The sequence below is a fragment of the Ferrovum myxofaciens genome, from assembly GCF_000735045.1.
In the GTDB taxonomy this organism is placed as follows: Bacteria; Pseudomonadota; Gammaproteobacteria; order Burkholderiales; family Ferrovaceae; genus Ferrovum; species Ferrovum myxofaciens.
In genome coordinates this window covers 66,275-86,800 of sequence record NZ_JPOQ01000016.1, presented here as the reverse complement: position 1 = coordinate 86,800, position 20,526 = coordinate 66,275, and the positions used below count along the sequence as shown (strand labels likewise).

General features: G+C 54.6%; 19 protein-coding genes. 17 read left to right on the top strand and 2 right to left on the bottom strand.

Translation table 11 applies throughout. The features are described from left to right. The first annotated feature begins 110 nt into the window (after positions 1-110). The 10 genes from rpsA to cysM all read left to right on the top strand — a co-directional run bounded on the left by rpsA (position 111) and on the right by cysM (position 9,061). Positions 111-1,817, top strand: a complete 1,707-nt coding sequence (gene rpsA, locus IV91_RS0103965; RefSeq protein ID WP_031596197.1) for a 30S ribosomal protein S1 — start codon at positions 111-113, stop codon at positions 1,815-1,817. Between the two features lie 11 nt (positions 1,818-1,828). After that, entirely contained in the window at positions 1,829-2,134 is a 306-nt protein-coding gene (locus tag IV91_RS0103960) for an integration host factor subunit beta (protein WP_031596196.1), read from the top strand. Positions 2,135-2,242: 108 nt separating this feature from the next. Then, positions 2,243-2,524, top strand: coding sequence for a LapA family protein (locus tag IV91_RS0103955; RefSeq protein WP_035417079.1), 282 nt, complete (start codon positions 2,243-2,245; stop codon positions 2,522-2,524). Between the two features lie 45 nt (positions 2,525-2,569). Then, entirely contained in the window at positions 2,570-3,754 is a 1,185-nt protein-coding gene (gene lapB / locus IV91_RS0103950; protein ID WP_031596191.1) for a lipopolysaccharide assembly protein LapB, read from the top strand. Between the two features lie 15 nt (positions 3,755-3,769). Then, positions 3,770-4,477, top strand: a complete 708-nt coding sequence (gene pyrF, locus IV91_RS0103945) for an orotidine-5'-phosphate decarboxylase (RefSeq protein WP_031596189.1) — start codon at positions 3,770-3,772, stop codon at positions 4,475-4,477. Further along, positions 4,474-5,796, top strand: coding sequence for a UDP-glucose dehydrogenase family protein (locus tag IV91_RS0103940; RefSeq protein WP_031596187.1), 1,323 nt, complete (start codon positions 4,474-4,476; stop codon positions 5,794-5,796). Before pyrF ends, IV91_RS0103940 begins: the two co-directional genes overlap by 4 nt. After that, positions 5,797-6,741: a D-glycero-beta-D-manno-heptose-7-phosphate kinase gene (gene rfaE1, locus IV91_RS0103935; protein WP_051862024.1), complete on the top strand. Its 945-nt coding sequence runs from the start codon at positions 5,797-5,799 to the stop codon at positions 6,739-6,741. Then, positions 6,735-7,736, top strand: coding sequence for an ADP-glyceromanno-heptose 6-epimerase (gene rfaD, locus IV91_RS0103930; protein WP_031596182.1), 1,002 nt, complete (start codon positions 6,735-6,737; stop codon positions 7,734-7,736). The genes rfaE1 and rfaD overlap by 7 nt, the downstream gene beginning before the upstream one ends. 49 nt (positions 7,737-7,785) lie before the next feature. Continuing rightward, a complete protein-coding gene (locus IV91_RS0103925) occupies positions 7,786-8,118 on the top strand; it encodes a ComEA family DNA-binding protein (RefSeq protein WP_197456325.1) in 333 nt (110 codons plus the stop codon). Positions 8,119-8,170: 52 nt separating this feature from the next. Beyond that, positions 8,171-9,061 carry a cysteine synthase CysM gene (cysM, locus tag IV91_RS0103920; RefSeq protein WP_031596178.1) on the top strand — a complete coding sequence of 297 codons (891 nt, stop codon included), beginning with the start codon at positions 8,171-8,173 and terminating at the stop codon, positions 9,059-9,061. A 74-nt stretch (positions 9,062-9,135) separates the two neighbouring features. On the opposite strand, the gene IV91_RS0103915 is transcribed toward cysM, so the two are convergent. Next, complete coding sequence (locus IV91_RS0103915) at positions 9,136-10,119, bottom strand: malate dehydrogenase (RefSeq protein ID WP_031596176.1); 984 nt, start codon at positions 10,117-10,119, stop codon at positions 9,136-9,138. Positions 10,120-10,136: 17 nt separating this feature from the next. Then, positions 10,137-12,812: an aconitate hydratase AcnA gene (gene acnA / locus IV91_RS0103910; RefSeq protein WP_031596175.1), complete on the bottom strand. Its 2,676-nt coding sequence runs from the start codon at positions 12,810-12,812 to the stop codon at positions 10,137-10,139. 174 nt (positions 12,813-12,986) lie between these two features. On the opposite strand from acnA, the gene sdhC reads away from it, so the two are divergent. Genes sdhC through IV91_RS0103875 form a run of 7 tightly spaced genes read left to right on the top strand, consistent with a single transcriptional unit; the run spans position 12,987 to position 20,510 of the window. After that, positions 12,987-13,346 (top strand): succinate dehydrogenase, cytochrome b556 subunit, encoded by a 360-nt coding sequence (gene sdhC / locus IV91_RS0103905; RefSeq protein ID WP_031596173.1) that lies wholly within the window; start codon positions 12,987-12,989, stop codon positions 13,344-13,346. Further along, positions 13,340-13,684 carry a succinate dehydrogenase, hydrophobic membrane anchor protein gene (sdhD, locus tag IV91_RS0103900; protein ID WP_031596171.1) on the top strand — a complete coding sequence of 115 codons (345 nt, stop codon included), beginning with the start codon at positions 13,340-13,342 and terminating at the stop codon, positions 13,682-13,684. The genes sdhC and sdhD overlap by 7 nt, the downstream gene beginning before the upstream one ends. Continuing rightward, on the top strand, positions 13,675-15,450 hold the full coding sequence (sdhA, locus tag IV91_RS0103895; protein WP_411463800.1) for a succinate dehydrogenase flavoprotein subunit: 1,776 nt from the start codon (positions 13,675-13,677) through the stop codon (positions 15,448-15,450). Before sdhD ends, sdhA begins: the two co-directional genes overlap by 10 nt. 23 nt (positions 15,451-15,473) lie before the next feature. After that, on the top strand, positions 15,474-16,169 hold the full coding sequence (locus IV91_RS0103890; RefSeq protein WP_031596166.1) for a succinate dehydrogenase iron-sulfur subunit: 696 nt from the start codon (positions 15,474-15,476) through the stop codon (positions 16,167-16,169). A 1-nt stretch (position 16,170) separates the two neighbouring features. Further along, complete coding sequence (locus IV91_RS0103885) at positions 16,171-16,437, top strand: FAD assembly factor SdhE (protein WP_035417078.1); 267 nt, start codon at positions 16,171-16,173, stop codon at positions 16,435-16,437. Between the two features lie 30 nt (positions 16,438-16,467). Then, positions 16,468-17,766 carry a citrate synthase gene (gene gltA / locus IV91_RS0103880; RefSeq protein ID WP_031596163.1) on the top strand — a complete coding sequence of 433 codons (1,299 nt, stop codon included), beginning with the start codon at positions 16,468-16,470 and terminating at the stop codon, positions 17,764-17,766. Between the two features lie 23 nt (positions 17,767-17,789). Further along, positions 17,790-20,510, top strand: coding sequence for a 2-oxoglutarate dehydrogenase E1 component (locus IV91_RS0103875; RefSeq protein ID WP_051862020.1), 2,721 nt, complete (start codon positions 17,790-17,792; stop codon positions 20,508-20,510). The last annotated feature ends 16 nt before the right edge of the window (positions 20,511-20,526 follow it).

Below are 20,526 nucleotides of genomic sequence, written 5' to 3'. Positions count from 1 at the left end.
TCCACGATAGATGTTCCGCGCTTCCGGAAAGTGGAGAAGTTGTACCGCTACAAATCCAATATAAACCCTACGAGGCGGTAGGCTGATCTCAAGGTCTAATGAACATGAACATGACGTCCCAAGTGGAATCCTTCGAAAGTTTTGCCAGTCTCTTTGAAGAAAGTCTGACACACCAGGAAATGCGTTCTGGTGAAGTCATCACGGCTGAAGTGGTGAGTATCGATGCCAATACCGTGGTGGTCAATGCCGGTTTGAAGTCGGAAAGTTTGATCCCCATCGAAGAATTCAAGAATGACCGAGGTGAACTGGAAGTTCAGGTCGGTGATTTCGTCAAGGTCGCCATCGATGCTCTCGAAGACGGCTACGGATCCACTCGCCTCTCCCGCGAGAAGGCAAAACGTCTGGCCGCCTGGCTTGACCTTGATGATGCCTTGGCACAAGGTGCCTTGGTCATGGGGATGGTAACGGGCAAAGTCAAGGGGGGATTGACGGTAATGGTGAATGGCATTCGTGCCTTCCTACCGGGATCCTTGGTGGATATTCGTCCCGTCAAGGACACTACCCCTTATGAAGGCAAGGAAATGGAATTCAAGGTCATCAAACTTGACCGAAAACGCAATAACGTGGTGGTTTCTCGCCGTGCCGTGATGGAAGCCTCGCAAGGTGCCGATCGTCAAAGTTTACTGGATACCTTGAAAGAAGGATCCATCGTGCGCGGTCTGGTAAAAAATATCACCGACTATGGCGCATTTGTGGATCTGGGTGGGATCGATGGATTGCTGCACATTACAGATCTGGCTTGGCGGCGCGTCAAGCATCCTTCCGAAGTGTTGGCAGTGGGCGATGAAGTGGAAGCTAAAGTCCTCAAATTCGATCAGGAAAAGAATCGGGTTTCCCTGGGTCTCAAGCAACTGGGTGAAGACCCTTGGGTTGGTCTGAGCCGTCGTTATCCCGAACGTACCCGTCTGTTTGGAAAGGTGACCAACTTAACCGATTATGGTGCTTTCGTTGAAATCGAACAGGGGATCGAAGGGTTGGTGCACGTATCCGAAATGGACTGGACCAACAAGAACGTTCATCCGTCCAAGGTGGTTCAACTGGGTGATGAAGTGGAAGTCATGATCCTTGAAATCGATGAGGAACGTCGGCGGATTTCCCTGGGCATGAAGCAATGCCGTGCCAATCCTTGGGAAGACTTTGCCATGAACCACAACAAGAATGACCGGGTTCGTGGGCAAATCAAGTCGATCACCGACTTTGGCGTATTCATTGGCTTGCCTGGGGGCATTGATGGATTGGTCCATCTTTCCGACCTGTCCTGGAACCAAACAGGGGAAGAGGCCGTTCATAATTATCGCAAGGGTGATGAAGTGGAAGCCATGGTTCTGTCCATCGATGTGGATCGGGAACGAATTTCTCTTGGAATCAAACAGTTGTCTGGTGATCCCTTCAGCAATTTCTCGGCCTCCAATGACAAGGGAACCCTGGTTAAGGGCAAGGTCAAATCAGTGGATGCCAAGGGTGCCGTAATCGATCTCGGAGATGAAATCGAAGGTTATCTCCGAGCCTCTGAAGTGTCCCGTGAACGGGTGGAAGATCTGCGCAGTCTACTCAATGAGGGAGACAGTGTGGAAGCTGTGATTCTCAATGTGGACCGCAAGAACCGTTCCATCAACCTGTCCATCAAGGCTCGTGACGCCGTGGAGGAAAACGCGGCCCTGCAACGTCTGGCATCAGAAAGTCCGATGAATGCGGGAACCACCAGTCTGGGTGCCTTGCTGAAAGCTAAATTGTCCAACCCGGACAATGCAAGCTGAGGGACGGAACGATGACCAAATCGGAACTGATCGACCTGTTGGCCAGTCACTATCCACAGTTAGTGGCCCGTGATGCGGAGATGGCGGTGAAGACCCTGCTGGATTCCATGGGTCAATGTTTGATGGATGGACAGCGTATTGAAATTCGTGGGTTTGGAAGTTTTGGTTTGAATCATCGTCCCGCTCGCCAGGGAAGAAACCCAAAAACCGGAGAAAAGGTGCACGTTCCAGAAAAATTCGTGCCTCATTTCAAGCCGGGCAAGGAATTGCGTGATCGGGTCGATCTCATGGCAAGCACCAAACCAGTGGGTGATTGAGCGCAGAAAACAGGCGGTGACTCCGGAAAATCTGCAGACACCGAAAACGGGATGAGGGTTAAAATCTTTCATCCCGTTTTTTTTTGGGTTGAGGAAGAGGGGTGAACCATGAATACCTTACGCTGGCTGATCCGAATATTTCTGTTTGTGTTGCTTTTGGGGTTTTGCCTCAAAAACATCACGCCCGTAACGGTGAATTTCTTGTTCGGTTTGCAATGGCATGCGCCCTTGATCATTATTTTGTTTTTGGCGGTATCCGGCGGGGCATTGCTGGGATTGTTGGCAACCACCCGGGTCTGGTGGCGCTTACGGCGTGAGTTGGCTCGCTTGCGTCGTTCGGGTTCTACGACAAAAGAGATTCCACTGCCTTCTGAACCTCATCGGGACTGAAGAGCCCTATCGGTTCCCGTTCAAAAAAGGTATCATCACCCCCCTATGGATTTTCAAGTTTACTGGTTACTCGCACTCCCGGTTTTTTTCGGTTTGGGTTGGCTTGCCGCCCGCGTCGATATTCGCCATTTGCTCATCGAGTCGCGGGCATTGCCCGCCTCCTATTTCAAGGGGCTCAATCTACTGCTCAACGAGCAGCCGGACAAGGCGATTGAATCCTTTATTGAAGTGGCGCGGGCAGAGCAACAAACTGTCGAGTTACAATTTGCGCTGGGGGGGTTGTTTCGTCGCCGTGGAGAAGTGGATCGCGCAACGCGCATGCATCAGAACCTGGTGGAACGTACAGACCTTGGTCCCCAGCAACGGACGGAAGCACTTTATGAACTGGCTTTGGACTTTCTCAAAGCTGGTTTGCTGGATCGGGCCGAGCCTTTGTTCGAGCGATTGAAGGACTCCGACTATGAAGAATCAGCACTGCATCATTTGTTGGACATCCATGTCACGGAAAAAGATTGGACTCGGGCCATTCAGGTGGCCCGGGTTCTGGAGCAAAAAACCGGGGAGGACCGACGCGGGGACATGGCCAATTTTTATTGTGAATTGGCGATCCTGGCCCATACCCGGTCTCAGTTCGAAGAAGCCCAGGATTTTCTGAAACAGGCTCTGGAAACGCAACGCAACTGTGTACGCGCTTATGTACTGCGAGGGGAATGGACCTTCAAAGCAGGAAGGGTGGAAGAGGCTTGTGCTCAATGGCAGGAATTGGAACAAAGGGATCCGGATTATCTGTTTTTGGTGGCGCGCCCTCTGAGTGATGCACTGCGTCAACTGGGACAGGTGAACGAAGCGGTGACTTTGATGCAGGGATGGATGGAACGTTATCCTAATCTTGACTTATTGAGTTTGGCGTTTCAGTTGACTTTGGAAATTCGTGGGGTGGAAGACGCGTTGCGTTTGGTGCGCGCGGAATTGGAACGACGCCCCACGCTGGGAAATCTGGACCGTTTTCTGGAGGCGCAGTTGGTGAGTGTGGCGCCTGAATTGCGGGCCGAGGTTCAACGCATGCGTGATATCGTGCACGGACATTATGAGCGTCTGGCTTTTTACCAATGTCGCCACTGCGGATTCAAGGCTCGTTCCTTTCATTGGCATTGTCCCGCCTGTGGTAACTGGGACTCCTATCCGCCCCGCCGCCAGGTGGAAACCGAAGGCAGTGCCGTCACCCGTTAATCCAAGGACAATGATATGAATTCTCCCCTGATTCTGGCGCTGGACTTTTCCACGGAACGTGAGGTCTGGACTCTGGTGGATCAACTGGAACCCGGAATTTGTCGACTTAAGGTGGGTAAGGAATTATTTACAGCCTGCGGCCCCTCGTTGGTGCGTGCCTTGGTCGCACGGGGATTCGATATTTTTCTCGACCTCAAGTATCACGATATTCCTCATACGGTGGCCCAGGCCTGCCGGGCTGCTGCGGATCTGGGGGTATGGATGGTGGATGTCCATGCCAGCGGGGGCGGAACCATGCTGGAAGCAGCAAGGCACGCTCTTGAACCCTATCCGCAGCGCCCTCTGTTGATTGCTATCACGATTCTGACCAGTCTTCAGGACAGTGATCTTGCAGCGTTGGGATTCGGTTGCTCTGTGGTCGAGGCCGTGCAACGCCTGGCCTGTTTGGCGGAGTCCCATGGCTTGGACGGTGTGGTCTGTTCGGCTCAGGAAGCACCTCTACTGCGTTCCCGGATAGCCGCATCCTTTCGCCTGGTCACACCAGGCATTCGATTGCCTGAGGATGATCGAGGCGATCAGAAGCGGGTGGTTACCCCCGTCAAGGCACTACAAGACGGTTCTGATTATTTGGTAGTTGGCCGTTCCATTACCCGCAGCGAGGATCCCATGAAGGCATTGGCACAATTCAATTCCCTGATTTCAGGGGCAAGGAGTGCAGTATGAAAATTTCCGTGATCGGGACAGGATATGTGGGATTGGTCAGTGGTGCGTGTCTGGCCGAGATGGGGAACCATGTTTTATGTCTGGACGTGGATCCACGCAAGATCGAGATTTTACGCGCGGGTAGCATTCCTATCTATGAACCTGGCCTGGAGGCCATGGTTCAGCGCAATGTGGCGGCAGGGCGATTATCCTTTACGACGGATATCCAGAAAAGTGTGGAGTACGGCTTGATTCAGTTCATTGCCGTGGGTACCCCTCCTGATGAAGATGGTTCAGCAGATCTTTCCCATGTGGTGACGGCTGCCCGCACCATTGGTCGATACATGAATGCGCGTAAGGTGGTGGTGGATAAGTCCACGGTGCCCGTTGGCACGGCGGAGAAGGTCAGTGCTGCCATTGCGGAGGAATTGAGCCAGCGTGGTGTGAAGATTCCCTATTGCGTGGTTTCCAATCCGGAATTTCTTAAGGAAGGAGCGGCAGTGGAAGATTTCATGCGTCCTGACCGTATCGTTGTGGGAGCCGATGATGCCTTTGGTATCGAGACCATGCGCGCACTTTATGCACCTTTTCAGCGCAATCATGACAAATTGATCCTGATGGATGTCAAATCCGCCGAACTGACCAAATACGCGGCCAATGCCATGCTGGCCACGCGTATTTCCTTCATGAATGAACTGGCGCTTCTGGCCGAACGTCTGGGTGCGGACATCGAACGAGTCCGTCAGGGGATTGGTTCCGATCCGCGCATTGGTTACCAGTTTCTCTATCCGGGGTGTGGTTATGGAGGCTCCTGTTTTCCCAAGGATGTCCAGGCGCTACAACGGACAGCCACGGAAAATGGTTTGGACCTGCGCATTCTGGAAGCGGTGGAAACCGTCAACGAGCGTCAGAAAGCAGTGTTACTGGACAAGATCGATGCCCATTTCGGGAAGAACCTGGACGGAAAATGCTTTGCCCTGTGGGGACTGGCTTTCAAACCCAATACCGATGACATGCGGGAGGCGCCTGCACGGATTTTGATCGAGGGATTGCTGCAGCGGGGGGCAACCCTGCGGGCTTTTGATCCGGTGGCTATGGAAGAAGCCCGTCATATTTTTGGACAGCGTGCGGGCTTGTCCTTTGTGGAGAGCGCTGAAAAGGCCGTGGAAGGGGCCGATGCTCTGGTGGTGGTGACGGAATGGCAAGTTTTTCGCAGCCCGGACTTCGAGCAAATGGCTCTATCCTTGCGTGCCCGCGTCGTTTTTGATGGACGCAACCTGTATGAGCCTCATCTGGTACGGGCGGCGGGTCTTACCTATCATGGCATTGGGAGGTTGTAAATGCGTCCTTTCCCTCCTTTTCATGAACTCTCCCAGCGGCGGGTATTGGTGGTGGGGGATGTTATGCTGGATCGTTACTGGTTTGGAGAGGTCAACCGTATTTCTCCCGAAGCCCCTGTCCCTGTGGTGTTAGTGGAAAAAGCCGAAGAACGTCCCGGCGGTGCGGCTAACGTGGCGCGGGGCGTGGCTGCTCTGGGCGCCCAGTGTGAATTGCTCGCGGTAACCGGAGAAGACGAAGCCGCCCAGCATCTGGAAGAGTTGCTGGCACAGGAGGGCGTGATTTCCCGACTGCATCGCGATCCATCCATTGCCACTACGGTCAAGTTGCGCGTCATGGGACGTCAGCAGCAGTTATTGCGCATTGATTTTGAAACATTGCCACGTCAGGAAACTCTGCTCAATAAGTTGACGGATTTTGGAGACTGTCTCAAACGTGCCGATGTGGTCATTCTGTCTGATTATGGAAAGGGCGCTTTGAAACATGTGGCTTCCATGATCAACCAATGTCGAAAAGCCGGAATACCGGTACTGGTGGACCCCAAGGGCGAAGATTATCGGCATTATCGCGGGGCGACCTTGTTGACGCCCAATCGCACCGAGTTTCGTCAGGTAGCCGGGCCTTGGCATGATGACCAGCAGCTGGCAGAAAAAGCACAAACCCTGCGCACCGAACTGGGGTTGGACGCGCTCCTGGTGACTCGCAGCGAGGAAGGAATGAGCCTGTATCAGGCTCAAGGGGTGACCCATGAACCCACGGTAGCACGGGAGGTATACGATGTCAGCGGGGCTGGAGATACGGTGATTGCCACTCTGGGTGTACTGACTGCGCAGGGCATGTCCCTGCCGGTGGCCATGCGTTGGGCCAATCGGGCAGCGGGGATCGCGGTGTCCAAATTGGGTACGGCGGTCGTTACTCATCATGAACTGGAGAATATGTCATGGTAATGGTCATCACCGGCGCAGCCGGTTTCATTGGATCCAATCTGGTGAAGGAACTCAACCAGCGCGGTGAAACATCGATCCTCGCAGTGGATAATCTGAAAACGCCAGGAAAATTCCTCAATCTGGCGGATTGCATCGTGGCTGATTACATGGACAAACGCGAATTCATCGAGCAGGTGGAAGCTGATACACTGGATTTCGAGATTGAAGCGGTGCTGCACCAAGGAGCATGTTCGGATACGATGGAGCATGATGGTCGGTATATGATGGACAACAATTTCCGTTTCTCCCGGTCACTTTTTTATTTTTGTCAAGCGCGCGCGATTCCCTTGATTTATGCTTCCTCGGCCGCTGTGTATGGCGGTAGTACGGTGTTTTGCGAACGTCCGGCCTGTGAACACCCCCTCAATGTCTATGGCTATTCCAAACTGGCCTTTGACCAGTTTTTGCGCCCCTATCTGGCTGGTGATGAGTTGACCGCTCCCTGCGTTGGCTTGCGCTATTTCAATGTGTATGGGGATCGCGAGCAACATAAGGAACGCATGGCTTCGGTGGCCTACCATTTTTTTCATCAATACCGCGCCCATGGACGCATTCAGTTGTTCGAAGGATGGGATGGCTATGCCCATGGAGAACAACGGCGCGATTTCATTTCGGTGGAGGATGTGGTTCGTGTCAATTTGTGGCTGCTGGATCATCCCGAAGTATCAGGGATCTTCAATGTAGGAACGGGACGCAGTCGTCCTTTCAACCAGATGGCCGTGGCAACCATCAATGCCCTGCGCCAGAATGAACCGGGGTTGACTCTGGAAGAGATGACCGATCAGAAACTCATCGAATATATTGCGTTTCCCGATGCATTGAAGGGTAAATACCAAAGTTATACTGAAGCAGACATGAGCCAACTTCGTGGTGTGGGTTATCACACTCCCTTCCTCGATGTGGATGAAGGCGTCGCCCGCTACATGGCCGCCTTGAAGGTACGTTATCCGGCGTGATGAGAAGGCGGTTCAGGTCTCCCATGTTCCATTCCAAAGGAGAACTGCCGTGCGACCGAAAAAACAAACCCATCGCCTCCTTCTGACTCTGTTCTGCGTATTTTTTCTGTGGACTGGGGGCGGGAAAAATGCCTGGGCCTTGGTGGATCTCAATTCAGCCAATGAAGTTCAACTGCGGACAGTGAAAGGTATTGGTCATACCCGTGCCCAAGCCATTCTGACTTGGCGCGCTCATAATGGCGTCTTTCATTCGGCCGCTGACTTGCGCAAGGTGAAGGGGTTTGGAGAAAAGACCATCGCTAAAGTGGGGCCCCATCTCTCCATCCAAGGCCAGCCGTTGATGATGGCGCCCAAGCATGGTCCGATGGCCACTCACCCCTAGTTTTCAACGTGGCAGTATAATGGCTCCTTTACGTATTAAGGTAACGAGGGTCATGGACGAGAAAACCATTGAATCTTGTATTGGAGAAACCCCTCTGGTCCGGTTGCGACGCCTCCCGGGACTGACCCGCAACCGACTGTATGCCAAGGTGGAAGGCAATAATCCGGCAGGTTCGGTCAAGGACCGTCCGGCCCTGTCCATGATCCGTCATGCGGAGGAACGGGGACAGATCAAGCCAGGGGATACCCTGATTGAAGCCACCAGTGGTAATACAGGCATTGCTCTGGCTTTTGCCGCCTCCTTGCGCGGCTATCGCATGATTCTGATCATGCCAGAGCAGCTCAGCATTGAACGGCGTCAGACCATGCATGCTCTTGGAGCTGAAATCTTGCTGGTTCCCAAGTCGGGAGGGATGGAGGCGGCCCGTGACCTGGCAGAACAGATGGCCAAGGCAGGTGAGGGGATCATCCTCGATCAGTTCAATAATCCCGATAATCCCCGGGCCCATTATGAAACCACCGGACCGGAAATCTGGCGCGATACTCAGGGGACGATTACCCATTTCGTGGCAACCATGGGGACCACAGGGACGATCATGGGGGTTTCCCGCTATCTCAAAGAACAAAATCCCAAGATTCAGATCATCGGCGTGCAACCAGCGGATGGCGCCAATGTACCGGGAATTCGCAAATGGCCGGAAAACTATTTGCCAAGAATTTACGAGCCTCAGCGCGTCGATCGTATTCTGGAAGTCACGCAGAAAGATGCGGAGGAGACCATGCGCCACTTAGCGCGGGAAGAAGGTATTTTTGCAGGGGTTTCCTCGGGCGGCGGGTGCTGGGGTGCCTTGCAAATTTGCCGGGAAGTGGAAGATGCCGTCATCGTCCATATCGTCTGTGATCGGGGAGACCGTTATCTGTCCACCGGAGTGTATGCTGCCTAACCGCAAAAAGAACGGGGGCCCGGTTATAGGGTCACCCCGTTGATCCCCCTCCTCGGTATTGCAACGGCGGGCGCTTAATCCAGCAGCATTGCAACCGCCTCCTTTTCACTGCTCAATTCCTGGCAGGTTTGTTGTATCAGAGACCTGCTCTGGGGACTGAGTTCAATCCCTTGAACGATTTCATAGTGCCCTTCCTGGCAGGTGACGGGCATGCCGCACATCAGTCCCTCTGGTATGCCATAACTGCCATCGGAGGGAACGCCCATGGTGACCCAGTCACCCGCAGGCGTTCCTCGAATCCAGTCGCGCATATGACTGAGCGCGGCATTGGCCGCAGAGGCTGCAGAGGACAGTCCCCGCGCTTCGATGACCGCCGCCCCCCTCTTCTGGATGGTGGGGATGAAGATCTGTTCGACCCATTGAGGGTCTTGCAAAATCGTGGTCAGGGGCGAACCATTGACGAGAACCTGAGAGACATCGGGGAATTGGGTAGTGGAATGATTGCCCCAGACTGTCATGCGCTGCAGGTCATGAACCGGATGACCGATTTTGAGCGCCAGTTGGGTCAGTGCCCGGTTATGGTCGAGACGCATCATGCTGGAAAAATTTCGTGGATCGAGCTCGCGGGCATGGTGACAGGCAATCAAGCCATTGGTATTGGCAGGATTCCCCACCACCAGAACCTTGACTGTGCGCTGAGCGACCTCACTCAGGGCCTGTCCCTGGGCTTTGAAAATTCCTCCGTTGATCTCCAGAAGATCTCTCCGTTCCATCCCTTTGGAACGGGGGCGACTGCCGATTAGAAAGGCGATATCACAATCCCGGAAAGCCGCCTTGGGGTTCGTGCTGGCAGACATGTCCCGCAACAGAGGAAAAGCGCAATCCTCCAGTTCCATGAGAACGCCTTTCATGACCTGTTCAGCCGCAGGAATGTCGAGTAAATGCAGAATCACGGGTTGATCCGGACCCAGCAAATCCCCGCAGGCGACACGGAACAGCAGGCTATAACAAATTTGCCCACCGGCTCCGGTAATGGCAATGCGCAGGGGTTTTTTCATTTGGGGCTCCACAAGGTTCACGCTGAGGTGAGCAACTGTCTCAGAACAAAGGGCAGTATGCCCCCGTGGCGATAATAATCCACTTCCACTGGGGTATCAATGCGCAGGAGCAAAGGACAGGTGGTTTGGCTTCCATCGCGCCGATGAATGGTCAGGGAAACTCTCTGTTGCGGTTGCAAGGGGCCTGTGCCTGTTTCCAGGTCAAAGATTTCATCGCCATTCAATTCCAGGGTGTTCAAGTCGTGACCAGGTAAAAACTGGCAGGGCAACACACCCATCCCCACCAGATTGCTGCGATGGATACGTTCAAAGCTTTGGGCAACCACGGCCCGTACACCGAGAAGACGGGTGCCTTTGGCCGCCCAGTCCCGTGAAGAGCCGGTACCGTATTCTTCGCCGGCAAAAATGAGAGTGGAGATGCCCTCTGCCTGGTAGCGCATGGCAACCTCATACAGGGAACCTGCTTCTCCGCTGGGAATGTGGCGCGAAACTCCTCCTTCGGTGCCGGGCAGAAGAAGATTGCGCAGACGAACATTGGCAAAGGTTCCGCGCATCATGATTTCATGGTGTCCCCGACGGGAACCATAACTGTTGAAATCCTCCGGAACGATACCCTGTGCCTGCAAATAGCGGCCTGCCGGGGAGGATGGTTTGATGGATCCGGCGGGACTGATGTGGTCCGTCGTGATGGAATCCCCGAAAAAAGCCAAGGCATAGGCTCCGCGAATGGAAGTTGGGGGGGTTACCGTCAAGGAAAAATCAGCAAAGAATGGGGGTTCGGCGATATAGGTAGAGGGTTCCCAGGCATAGGTTGTGCCTGTGGGTGCGGCGATTCCATTCCAGAGCGGATGATCCTGGGTGAAATCGGCATAACGCCGGCGGTAGTCCTCGGGAGAAAGGTTCTCCAAAGCGCGAGCGACTTCGCTGGTACTGGGCCAGAGATCCTGCAAATAGACAGCTTGGCCCTCGGTATCCTGCCCCAGGGGTTCATGGGCAAAGTCGATGGTGATCCGTCCCGCCAGAGCAAAGGCCACCACCAGGGGAGGACTCATGAGGAAATTGGCGCGCAGGTTGGGATGGATACGTGCTTCAAAGTTGCGATTACCGGACAGAACCGCACAGCCAATCAAGGGTTGTTCGGCAATGAAGGCTTCGATGGGCGCAGGGAGGGGACCGGTATTCCCGATACAGGTCGTGCAGCCATAACCCACCAAACGAAATCCCAGGGCATCCAGTGCATCCTGCAGGCCTGCACGTTGCAGATAATCCGTGACCACGCGCGATCCCGGTGCTAGGGAAGTCTTGATCCAGGGGGCGACCTTGAGACCGCGTGCCACGGCCTTTTGAGCCAGCAGTCCGGCAGCCAGCAAAACTCCGGGATTGGAGGTGTTGGTACAGGAAGTGATGGCAGCCAGCAAAACGGATCCATCCTTCAGCGTGATTTCAGGATGACCCTCGGGGTGCAGATCATGCAAAGGTTCGGATTTTCCATAGCCGCCTGCGGCGATGGGGGCCTGGAGGAGGGCTTCAAAGGTAGGTTTGATTCGATTCAAGGGTACCCGGTCCTGGGGACGGCGAGGGCCTGCGATGGAGGCTTCCACTTGTTCCAGATCGAGGCTCAGGGTAGCACTGTACGCGCAGTCACCTAATTGAGGCATTCCATATAATCCCTGAGCTTTCCAGTAGGTTTCAAGCGCGGAAATTTCTTCTTCGCTGCGTCCTGTGGCTCGGAAATAGCGCAGGGTTTCGTCGTCCACCGGGAAAAACCCCATGGTCGCGCCGTACTCTGGGGCCATGTTGGCCAAGGTCGCTCGGTCAGGCAGGCTGAGGGAGGCTGCACCTGCCCCGAAAAACTCCACGAATTTGCCCACAACCTTGGCCTTGCGCAGCATTTCCGTGAGGGTCAGAACCAGATCGGTGGCGGTGACACCGGCCGGCAACCGTCCCGTCAAGTGTACGCCCACCACATCCGGAGTCAAGAAATAAAGGGGTTGTCCGAGCATGGCGGCTTCTGCTTCAATACCGCCTACCCCCCAACCCACCACACCTATTCCATTGATCATGGTGGTATGAGAATCCGTGCCCACCAAAGTGTCAGGATAGGCTACGGTTCCCTTATGCTGAACCCCCCGTGCCAGGTATTCGAGATTGACCTGATGAACGATTCCGATGCCGGGGGGAACCACATGAAAGGTTTTGAATGCCTGCATTCCCCATTTCATGAAACGATAGCGTTCCTGATTACGCTGGAATTCCAGGGCCATATTATCCTGAAGCGCTGTGGGGGTATTGAAAAAATCCACCTGGACCGAATGGTCCACCACCAGTTGTACGGGAACCAACGGTTCGATGGCCTGGGGATTGTAACCAAGCCGTTGTGCTGTGGAGCGCATGGCAGCTAAATCGGCCAGGAGGGGGACCCCGGTGAAATCCTGCAAAATGACTCGTGCCACCTTGAAGGGAATCTCTTCCGTGCGTGCTTCGTTGGGTTGCCAGTGGGCCAGAGCCTCGATGTGCGCACGGGTGACTTGCTGCCCATCTTCGTTGCGCAGGAGCGACTCTAGAATGATGCGCAGGGACACCGGCAAGCGGGTGACGGCAGGCAAACCGGCTTCGGTCAGGGCAGTCAGAGCGTAATATTGGTCAGAGGAACCCGGAAGGGGACGAAGTGCATGGAAAGAGTTCTGGGGCATGGTCAATTTCTCTTGAATCAAGTGGATGCCGGGGCATCCTAGGGGGGGTTCAGGGGGATGTCAAGTGTTATACGCCAGTGGCATCCTGCAGGCAAGTTTTGGTGACCCGCTAGAATCCCGTGAAAGGCAAGGTATACTACAACCTTAGGCTCTTCCTCATCAGGATGATCGTTCATGAAGACCCAGCGCCCAAAGAATCTCGATTTGCGTACCATCCAGTTGCCCCTTCCGGGGGTTGTATCGATCTTGCACCGGGTCAGTGGGGTGATCTTGTTTCTGACGGGCATTCCTCTCTTCCTTTATTTTCTGGAGCGCGGGCTTCACCCGGAGCGCGCGGGGGAACTGGGGGTTTTTCCCCGTCTTGTTCTGGCTCCATTGATTTGGGCCTTTTTGCATCATTTTTGTGCGGGTATCCGTTTCCTGCTGCTGGATATTCACCTCGGTCTGGACAAGGCGCAAGCTCGTCGTTCCAGTCTGTGGGTGCTGGGTGTCAGCGGTTTTTTGACCTTGATTGTGGAGTTGCTGGCATGGTGAAGAGAATTGTGGTGGGGGCCCATTACGGCCTCAGGGATTGGTTGGTACAACGGATCACCGCCGTGATCATGGGGGGATATACCCTCATGGCGCTTTTGTGGGTGGTTTTGGCTCATCCGGCGGATCGTCATGAGTGGGCGACCCTGCTGCATGAACGCCCCGTGCGGATTGCCACCTTTCTGTTCATTCTGGCCTTGTGCTGGCATGCCTGGATCGGTTTGCGGGATATCTTCATGGACTATATCCAGCCCGTTGGGCTGCGTTTGACCCTGCAGGTGGGGGTGATTCTGACTTTACTGGCAGAGGTACTGTGGTCCGCCGAGATTTTATGGGGTTAAACATGGGGTTGAACAAACAGGATTTCGATGTGGTCATTGTGGGGGGCGGGGGGTCCGGGTTGCGGGCAGCGCTCCAGTTGTCGGAAGCGGGACATGCCGTGGCTGTCTTTTCAAAGGTTTTTCCGACCCGTTCCCATACTGTGGCGGCCCAGGGCGGTATCAGCGCGTCCCTGGGGAACATGCAGGAAGATCACTGGCTTTGGCATATGTACGACACCATCAAGGGGTCGGATTATCTAGGAGACCAGGATGCCATCGAGTTTATGTGTCGCAAGGCACCAGAACTGGTTTATGAGTTGGAACATTTCGGCATGCCCTTCGACCGAAATTCCGATGGCACCATTTATCAGCGTCCCTTTGGCGGTCATACCCAGAATTTCGGTCAAAATCCTGTCCAACGAGCCTGTGCTGCGGCTGACCGAACGGGACATGCCTTGCTGCATACGCTGTATCAACGAAATATTCGCGAACAATGTCAATTTTTTGTGGAATGGATGGCGATCGACCTGATTCGGGATAGGGAAGGGGCTGTAGTTGGACTGGTGGCTCTTGAAATGGAAACCGGCGAAGTCGTCCTTTTCCAGTCGAAGGCCGTCATTTTGGCCACAGGGGGGGCAGGGCGAATTTATCATTCCAGTACCAATGCCTATATCAATACCGGGGATGGTTTGGGCATGGCGGCACGGGCCGGGATACCGCTGGAAGATATGGAGTTCTGGCAGTTTCATCCCACCGGGGTGGCAGGTGCTGGAATTTTGATTACGGAAGGCGTGCGTGGAGAAGGGGGGATCTTGCTGAATTCCCTGGGGGAGCGTTTTATGGAACGATATGCGCCCACTATGAAGGATTTGGCCAGTCGAGATGTGGTTTCCCGTGCCATGGATCAGGAAATCAAGGAAGGACGGGGGGTGGGCCCGGAAAAAGACCATGTCCTGCTGAAGCTGGACCATTTGGGGGAAGAAGTCATTCACAAACGCTTGCCGGGAATTCGTGAAATCGCGATCAAATTTGCTTCGGTGGATCCGGTTCGGGAGCCGATTCCCGTTCTTCCCACCTGTCACTACCAGATGGGGGGGGTTCCCACCAACTACTACGGACAGGTGGTGGTACCCCGTGGGCAGAAAGTGGCGGAACCCGTCCCAGGGCTCTATGCCATCGGAGAATGTGCCTGTGTGTCCGTGCATGGGGCTAACCGGCTGGGCACCAATTCTTTGCTGGATTTGTTGGTATTCGGTAAATCTGCCGGAGACCATGTCAGCGCCTGGCTCAAAACCCATCCCGAAGCGCGGGATCTGCCGCGCGGGGCCGAAGAACCGGCGCTGGCTCGTCTGGCTGCCCTGGAAAGCACGGAAGCCGGTGAATCTGTGGCCGCATTGGGAACGGAAATGCGCCGAGTGGTTCAGCACCATGCCAGCGTCTTTCGAACGGGGGAACTCCTTCAGGAAGGCGTGTCAAAAATCCGCATGCTGGCTGAACGGGCGCGTCACCTGCGCATCGGAGACAAAAGTCGGATATTCAATACGGCACGGGTAGAAGCACTGGAATTGCAGAATCTGATGATTGTGGCTGAAGCCACCCTGGTGTCGGCAGCTGCCCGTGAAGAAAGCCGGGGAGCCCATGCGCGCGAGGATTATCCGGAAAGGGATGACCGGCAGTGGTTGAAGCACAGTTTATGGTATCTGGAGGGCAGTCGGATGGCCTACAAACCCGTGAATCTGCAACCCCTGACGGTGGAATCCTTTGAACCCAAAGTGCGGGTTTATTAAGTTTTGTCGTTTGAGGACCTGTCATGAAGTTCAGCATTTATCGTTATAACCCGGAAAAGGACGAGCGTCCTTACATGCAGGATTATGAAGTTGCACTCCAGCCAACGGACCGCATGCTTCTGGATGCCCTACTGCGCATCAAGGCCCAGGACGATTCGCTGGGGTTGCGCAAGTCCTGCCGCGAGGGTGTGTGCGGTTCCGACGGCATGAATATCAATGGGCGCAATGGCTTGGCCTGTATCACGCCCCTCCAGGGTTTGACTGAGCCGGTGATTTTGCGTCCCCTCCCGGGGCTGCCGGTGATTCGGGATCTGATCGTGGACATGGGGCAATTTTTCAAGCAATACCACTCGGTCAAACCTTATTTGGAAACCACCTCACCGCCGCCTCAGAAGGAACGCCTTCAATCTCCTGAGGATCGTGAGGAACTGGATGGCTTGTACGAGTGCATCCTCTGTGCCTGTTGCAGCACTTCCTGCCCTTCATTTTGGTGGAATCCAGACAAGTTTTTAGGCCCTGCAGCTCTTCTGCAAGCCTACCGATTCATTGCAGATACTCGTGACGAGGCCACCCGTGAACGACTGGATGATCTGGATGATCCCTATCGGCTCTTTCGGTGTCATACCATCATGAATTGTGTTGAGGTTTGCCCTAAGGGGCTCAATCCCACGGCGGCCATCGGAAAAATCAAGGGGATGATGGTCAAACGGATGGTATGAGATGACAAGGATCCAGGAACAGGGAAGTGCATCTTCGGAGCGTATGCTTGAACGCCTGCGCTGGCGCAGTCGACGAGGTCTACTCGAAATGGATCTATTGTTGCAGCGTTTCCTGGAACATCATCTGGTAACACTGACTTCGGGCGAATTGGATCAATATGGCGAAGTGCTGCAACTGGACGACAACGGCTTGCTCGATCGAGTGCTGGGTAGAATCCCTTGTGAACCTGAGTGGGTGGCCCTCCTTGAAAAAATTGGCGAAACCTAATTAAATACATTAATACTGCTGGAGAACATAATGAATGAACAAGGAAAAATATTATTGACCTATGAGGGTCAACAGATCGAGTTACCGGTTTATGCCAGCGCCCTCGGACCAGCAGTGATCGATATTCGAACCTTGGCCCAGCAACTCGGCCTGTTTACCTATGATCCAGGATTCCTGGCTACAGCCAGTTGTCAGTCGGCCATCACCTTCATTGATGGCGATGCGGGTTTGTTGTATTACCGCGGCTATCCCATCGAACAATTGGCGGAACACTCGGATTTCATGGAAGTCTGCTATCTATTGCTGAATGGCGAATTGCCCACGGCACAGGAAAAAAAGACCTTTGAGACCAGTATTCGTCGTCATACCATGGTCCATGATCAATTGCATAATTTTTTCAAAGGGTTCCGACGCGATGCTCATCCCATGGCGGTGATGGTGGGGGTGGTGGGTGCACTTTCCGCCTTCTATTACGATGCCCTCAAGATCACCAATGCCGAACACCGTGCCATTTCGGCCACGCGTCTGCTGGCCAAGGTGCCCACCATTGCTGCCATGTGCTATCGTTACAACAAGGGGTTACCCTTCATGTATCCTCGTAACGATTTGAGTTATGCAGCCAACTTCCTGTACATGATGTTTGCCACCCCTTGTGAGGAATATGTGCCCAATCCGGTTCTGGTGCGTGCCTTTGACCGTATTTTGACGCTCCATGCCGACCATGAGCAGAATGCTTCCACTTCCACCGTGCGTCTGGCAGGATCCAGTGGTGCCAACCCCTTCGCCTGTATCGCTGCGGGCATAGCAGCCCTGTGGGGCCCTGCGCACGGAGGAGCGAACGAAGCCGTTCTGAAGCAACTGGAAGAGATCGGGGATGTTTCTCAAGTCGGTAAATATATTGCCCGCGCCAAGGATAAAAATGACTCATTCCGTCTCATGGGCTTTGGTCATCGAATCTACAAACACATGGATCCGCGTGCAGGAGTGATGCGTCGGACCTGCCATGAAGTGCTGACGGAACTGGGCCTGCATAATGACCCCCTGTTCAAGTTGGCTCTGGAACTGGAACGGATTGCTCTGGAAGACGAATATTTCATCACCAAGAAACTCTATCCCAATGTGGATTTTTACTCCGGCATCGTCCTTCGGGCGCTGGGCATTCCCACCAGCATGTTTACTGCCGTCTTTGCCATGGGCCGAACGGTGGGCTGGATTACCCAGTGGAATGAAATGATCAGTGACCCTCAGCAGAAGATCGGGCGTCCGCGTCAACTGTACGTTGGGCCTGTGCAGCGCGACTGGGTTCCCCTCGAAGCACGGGATCATTGAGGTTGCACAGGGGAGATAGGATCATGAGTCAAAGAGATGAGGAAGGCACGGCGCAATCATGGATCGAATCTCAATACGATCAATGGCTGAGAACTCCGGAACAAGTGGATGCGCATTGGCAGGCGTATTTTGCAGCACTGGAGCAGGGTTCTTCAGCGCCCCGAAGCGAGGAGGGGGTGCCGGGGCAGGTGGCGGTGCTGCGCCTCATCAATGCCTATCGTTTCCTGGGACACCGGGTTGCACATCTCGATCCCCTCGAACGTCATCCTTTGCCTGAAGTTCCCGAACTGACCCTGGGCTATCACGGACTGGCCGACCTCGATGGGCTCATGGTTTTTGAAACCGGGTCCTTGGTGGGGCCACCTCAAGCGCCGCTGAGCGATATCCTGACCCGCCTGCAACGATCCTATTGTGGCACCGTCGGTGTGGAGTACATGTATCTGACGGATACAGCACAGAAGCGCTGGATTCAGCAGCGTATGGAAAATTCCCCCGAAATTCTGGAACCTCAGGTACAACGCATGCTGTTGGTCCATTTGAGTGCGGCAGAAACCTTGGAACGCTATTTGCATACCCGTTTCGTGGGACAGAAACGATTTTCTCTGGAAGGTGGGGAATCGCTCATTCCTTGCCTCAATATCTTGATCCATGAAGGGCGTGCCCAGGGGATCGAAGAGATTGTCATCGGAATGGCCCATCGCGGTCGCCTCAACGTGCTGGTCAACTGTTTGGGACGACTGCCGCGCGACCTGTTCCTGGAGTTTGAAGGGGTGCATGAAACGGGCCTGACCTCGGGGGATGTAAAGTACCATCAGGGCTTTTCTTCCGACGTGGATACACCGACAGGCTCGGTGCATGTTGCGCTGGCTTTCAATCCATCGCATCTGGAAATTGTGAACCCAGTGGTGGAGGGGTCGGTACGGGCGCGTCAGGATCGTCGGGGGGATACGCAGGGTGAATGGGTTCTTCCCGTATTGATTCATGGCGATGCTGCCCTGTCTGGTCAAGGCGTGGTCATGGAAACGCTGGCCTTGTCTCAAACCCGGGGGTTCAGAACCGGGGGAACGCTTCACATCGTCATCAACAATCAGATTGGGTTTACCACCTCGGATCCGCGCGATACCCGTTCCAGCACCTATTGCACCGATCTGGCAAAAATGACGGAAACCCCGGTCTTCCACGTCAATGGAGATGATCCCGAAGCGGTGGTGCGCGTACTGCGGGTTGCTTTGGACTATCGCACCACCTTTCATCGCGATGTGATGGTGGATATCGTGTGCTATCGTCGTCTAGGTCATAATGAACAGGATGAACCGATGGTGACGCAGCCCTGGATGTACCGAAAAATTCAGGCGTTGCCCACCACGCGTCAGCGCTATGCAGCGCATCTGATTCAATCTGCTCGTCTGACTCAGGAAGAAGCGGACGCCATGATCGAAGATTATCGAGCCGCCCTCGATCGAGGCGAATTGCTCGAGTCCATCGTTCGACCTTCTCCCAAAGTACCCTATGCCCATGCGGCCCAATGGACACCGTATCGTCAGGCTGATTGGCGGACATCGGCGGACACTACCCTTACACGCGCGCGCCTGACCCAACTGACTGAACGTCTGACCCTGATTCCCGAGGGATTCGAATTGCATCCCACGGTGCGTAAGGTGGTGGACCATCGGCGTCAGATGGGCGAAGGAATGCTGGCGGTGGATTGGGGTATGGGCGAGTCCCTGGCCTATGCTTCTCTGGTGGAAGAGGGCTATGGCGTCCGCCTGTCGGGGCAAGATTGTGGGCGCGGCACCTTTTCTCACCGCCATGCCGTTTGGCATGATCAGAACCGCCAACGTTGGGATGCGGGCATCCACATTCCCCTGCAGCATATCAGTCCCACCCAGGCGCCTTTTACGGTGATTGATTCTCTTCTTTCGGAAGAAGCCGTACTGGGTTTTGAATATGGTTATGCTTCGGCTCAGCCCCGGCATCTCGTACTTTGGGAGGCCCAGTTTGGCGACTTTGCCAATGGTGCCCAAGTGGTCATCGACCAATTCATCAGTTCGGCCGAGGCCAAATGGGGTCGACTCTGTGGTCTGACCCTGTTATTGCCCCATGGTTATGAAGGGCAAGGCCCGGAACATTCTTCGGCACGGGTGGAACGCTACTTGCAACTCTGTGCCGATTATAATCTGCAGGTGTGCATTCCCAGTACGGCGGCCCAAATCTTTCATCTGTTGCGACGTCAGATGCTGCGTCCCCTGCGTAAACCCCTCATCGTCATCACGCCTAAAAGCCTGTTGCGCCGCAAAGAGGCCAGTAGCCCACTGGAAGAATTTATTGCTGGCGGGTTTCGCCCTATCCTCGCTGAAGTGAAAGAGACCATCGATCCTGCGGCTGTACAACGGATCGTGGTGTGTTCCGGAAAAGTTTATTACGATCTGGTGGCGGAGCGCGAACAACGGCAGATAGAGAACATCGTTCTGATGCGTCTGGAACAACTCTATCCCTTTCCCCATGAGGAATTTGTCGCCCAACTCGCCTGCTATCCGGCCGCACAATCTGTGCTCTGGTGTCAGGAAGAACCGGGCAATCAGGGGGCCTGGCACCGTATTCAGCATTATCTGGTGCGTCACCTGCGCCCGGACCAGCATTTGAGTTATGCTTTACGTCCCTCGTCGGCTGCGCCTGCCGTGGGCTATCTCAACCTACACGAAGAACAACGCCGGGCATTCCTCGAGGCTGCCCTGACTCTGTGACCATAGAGGTATGACC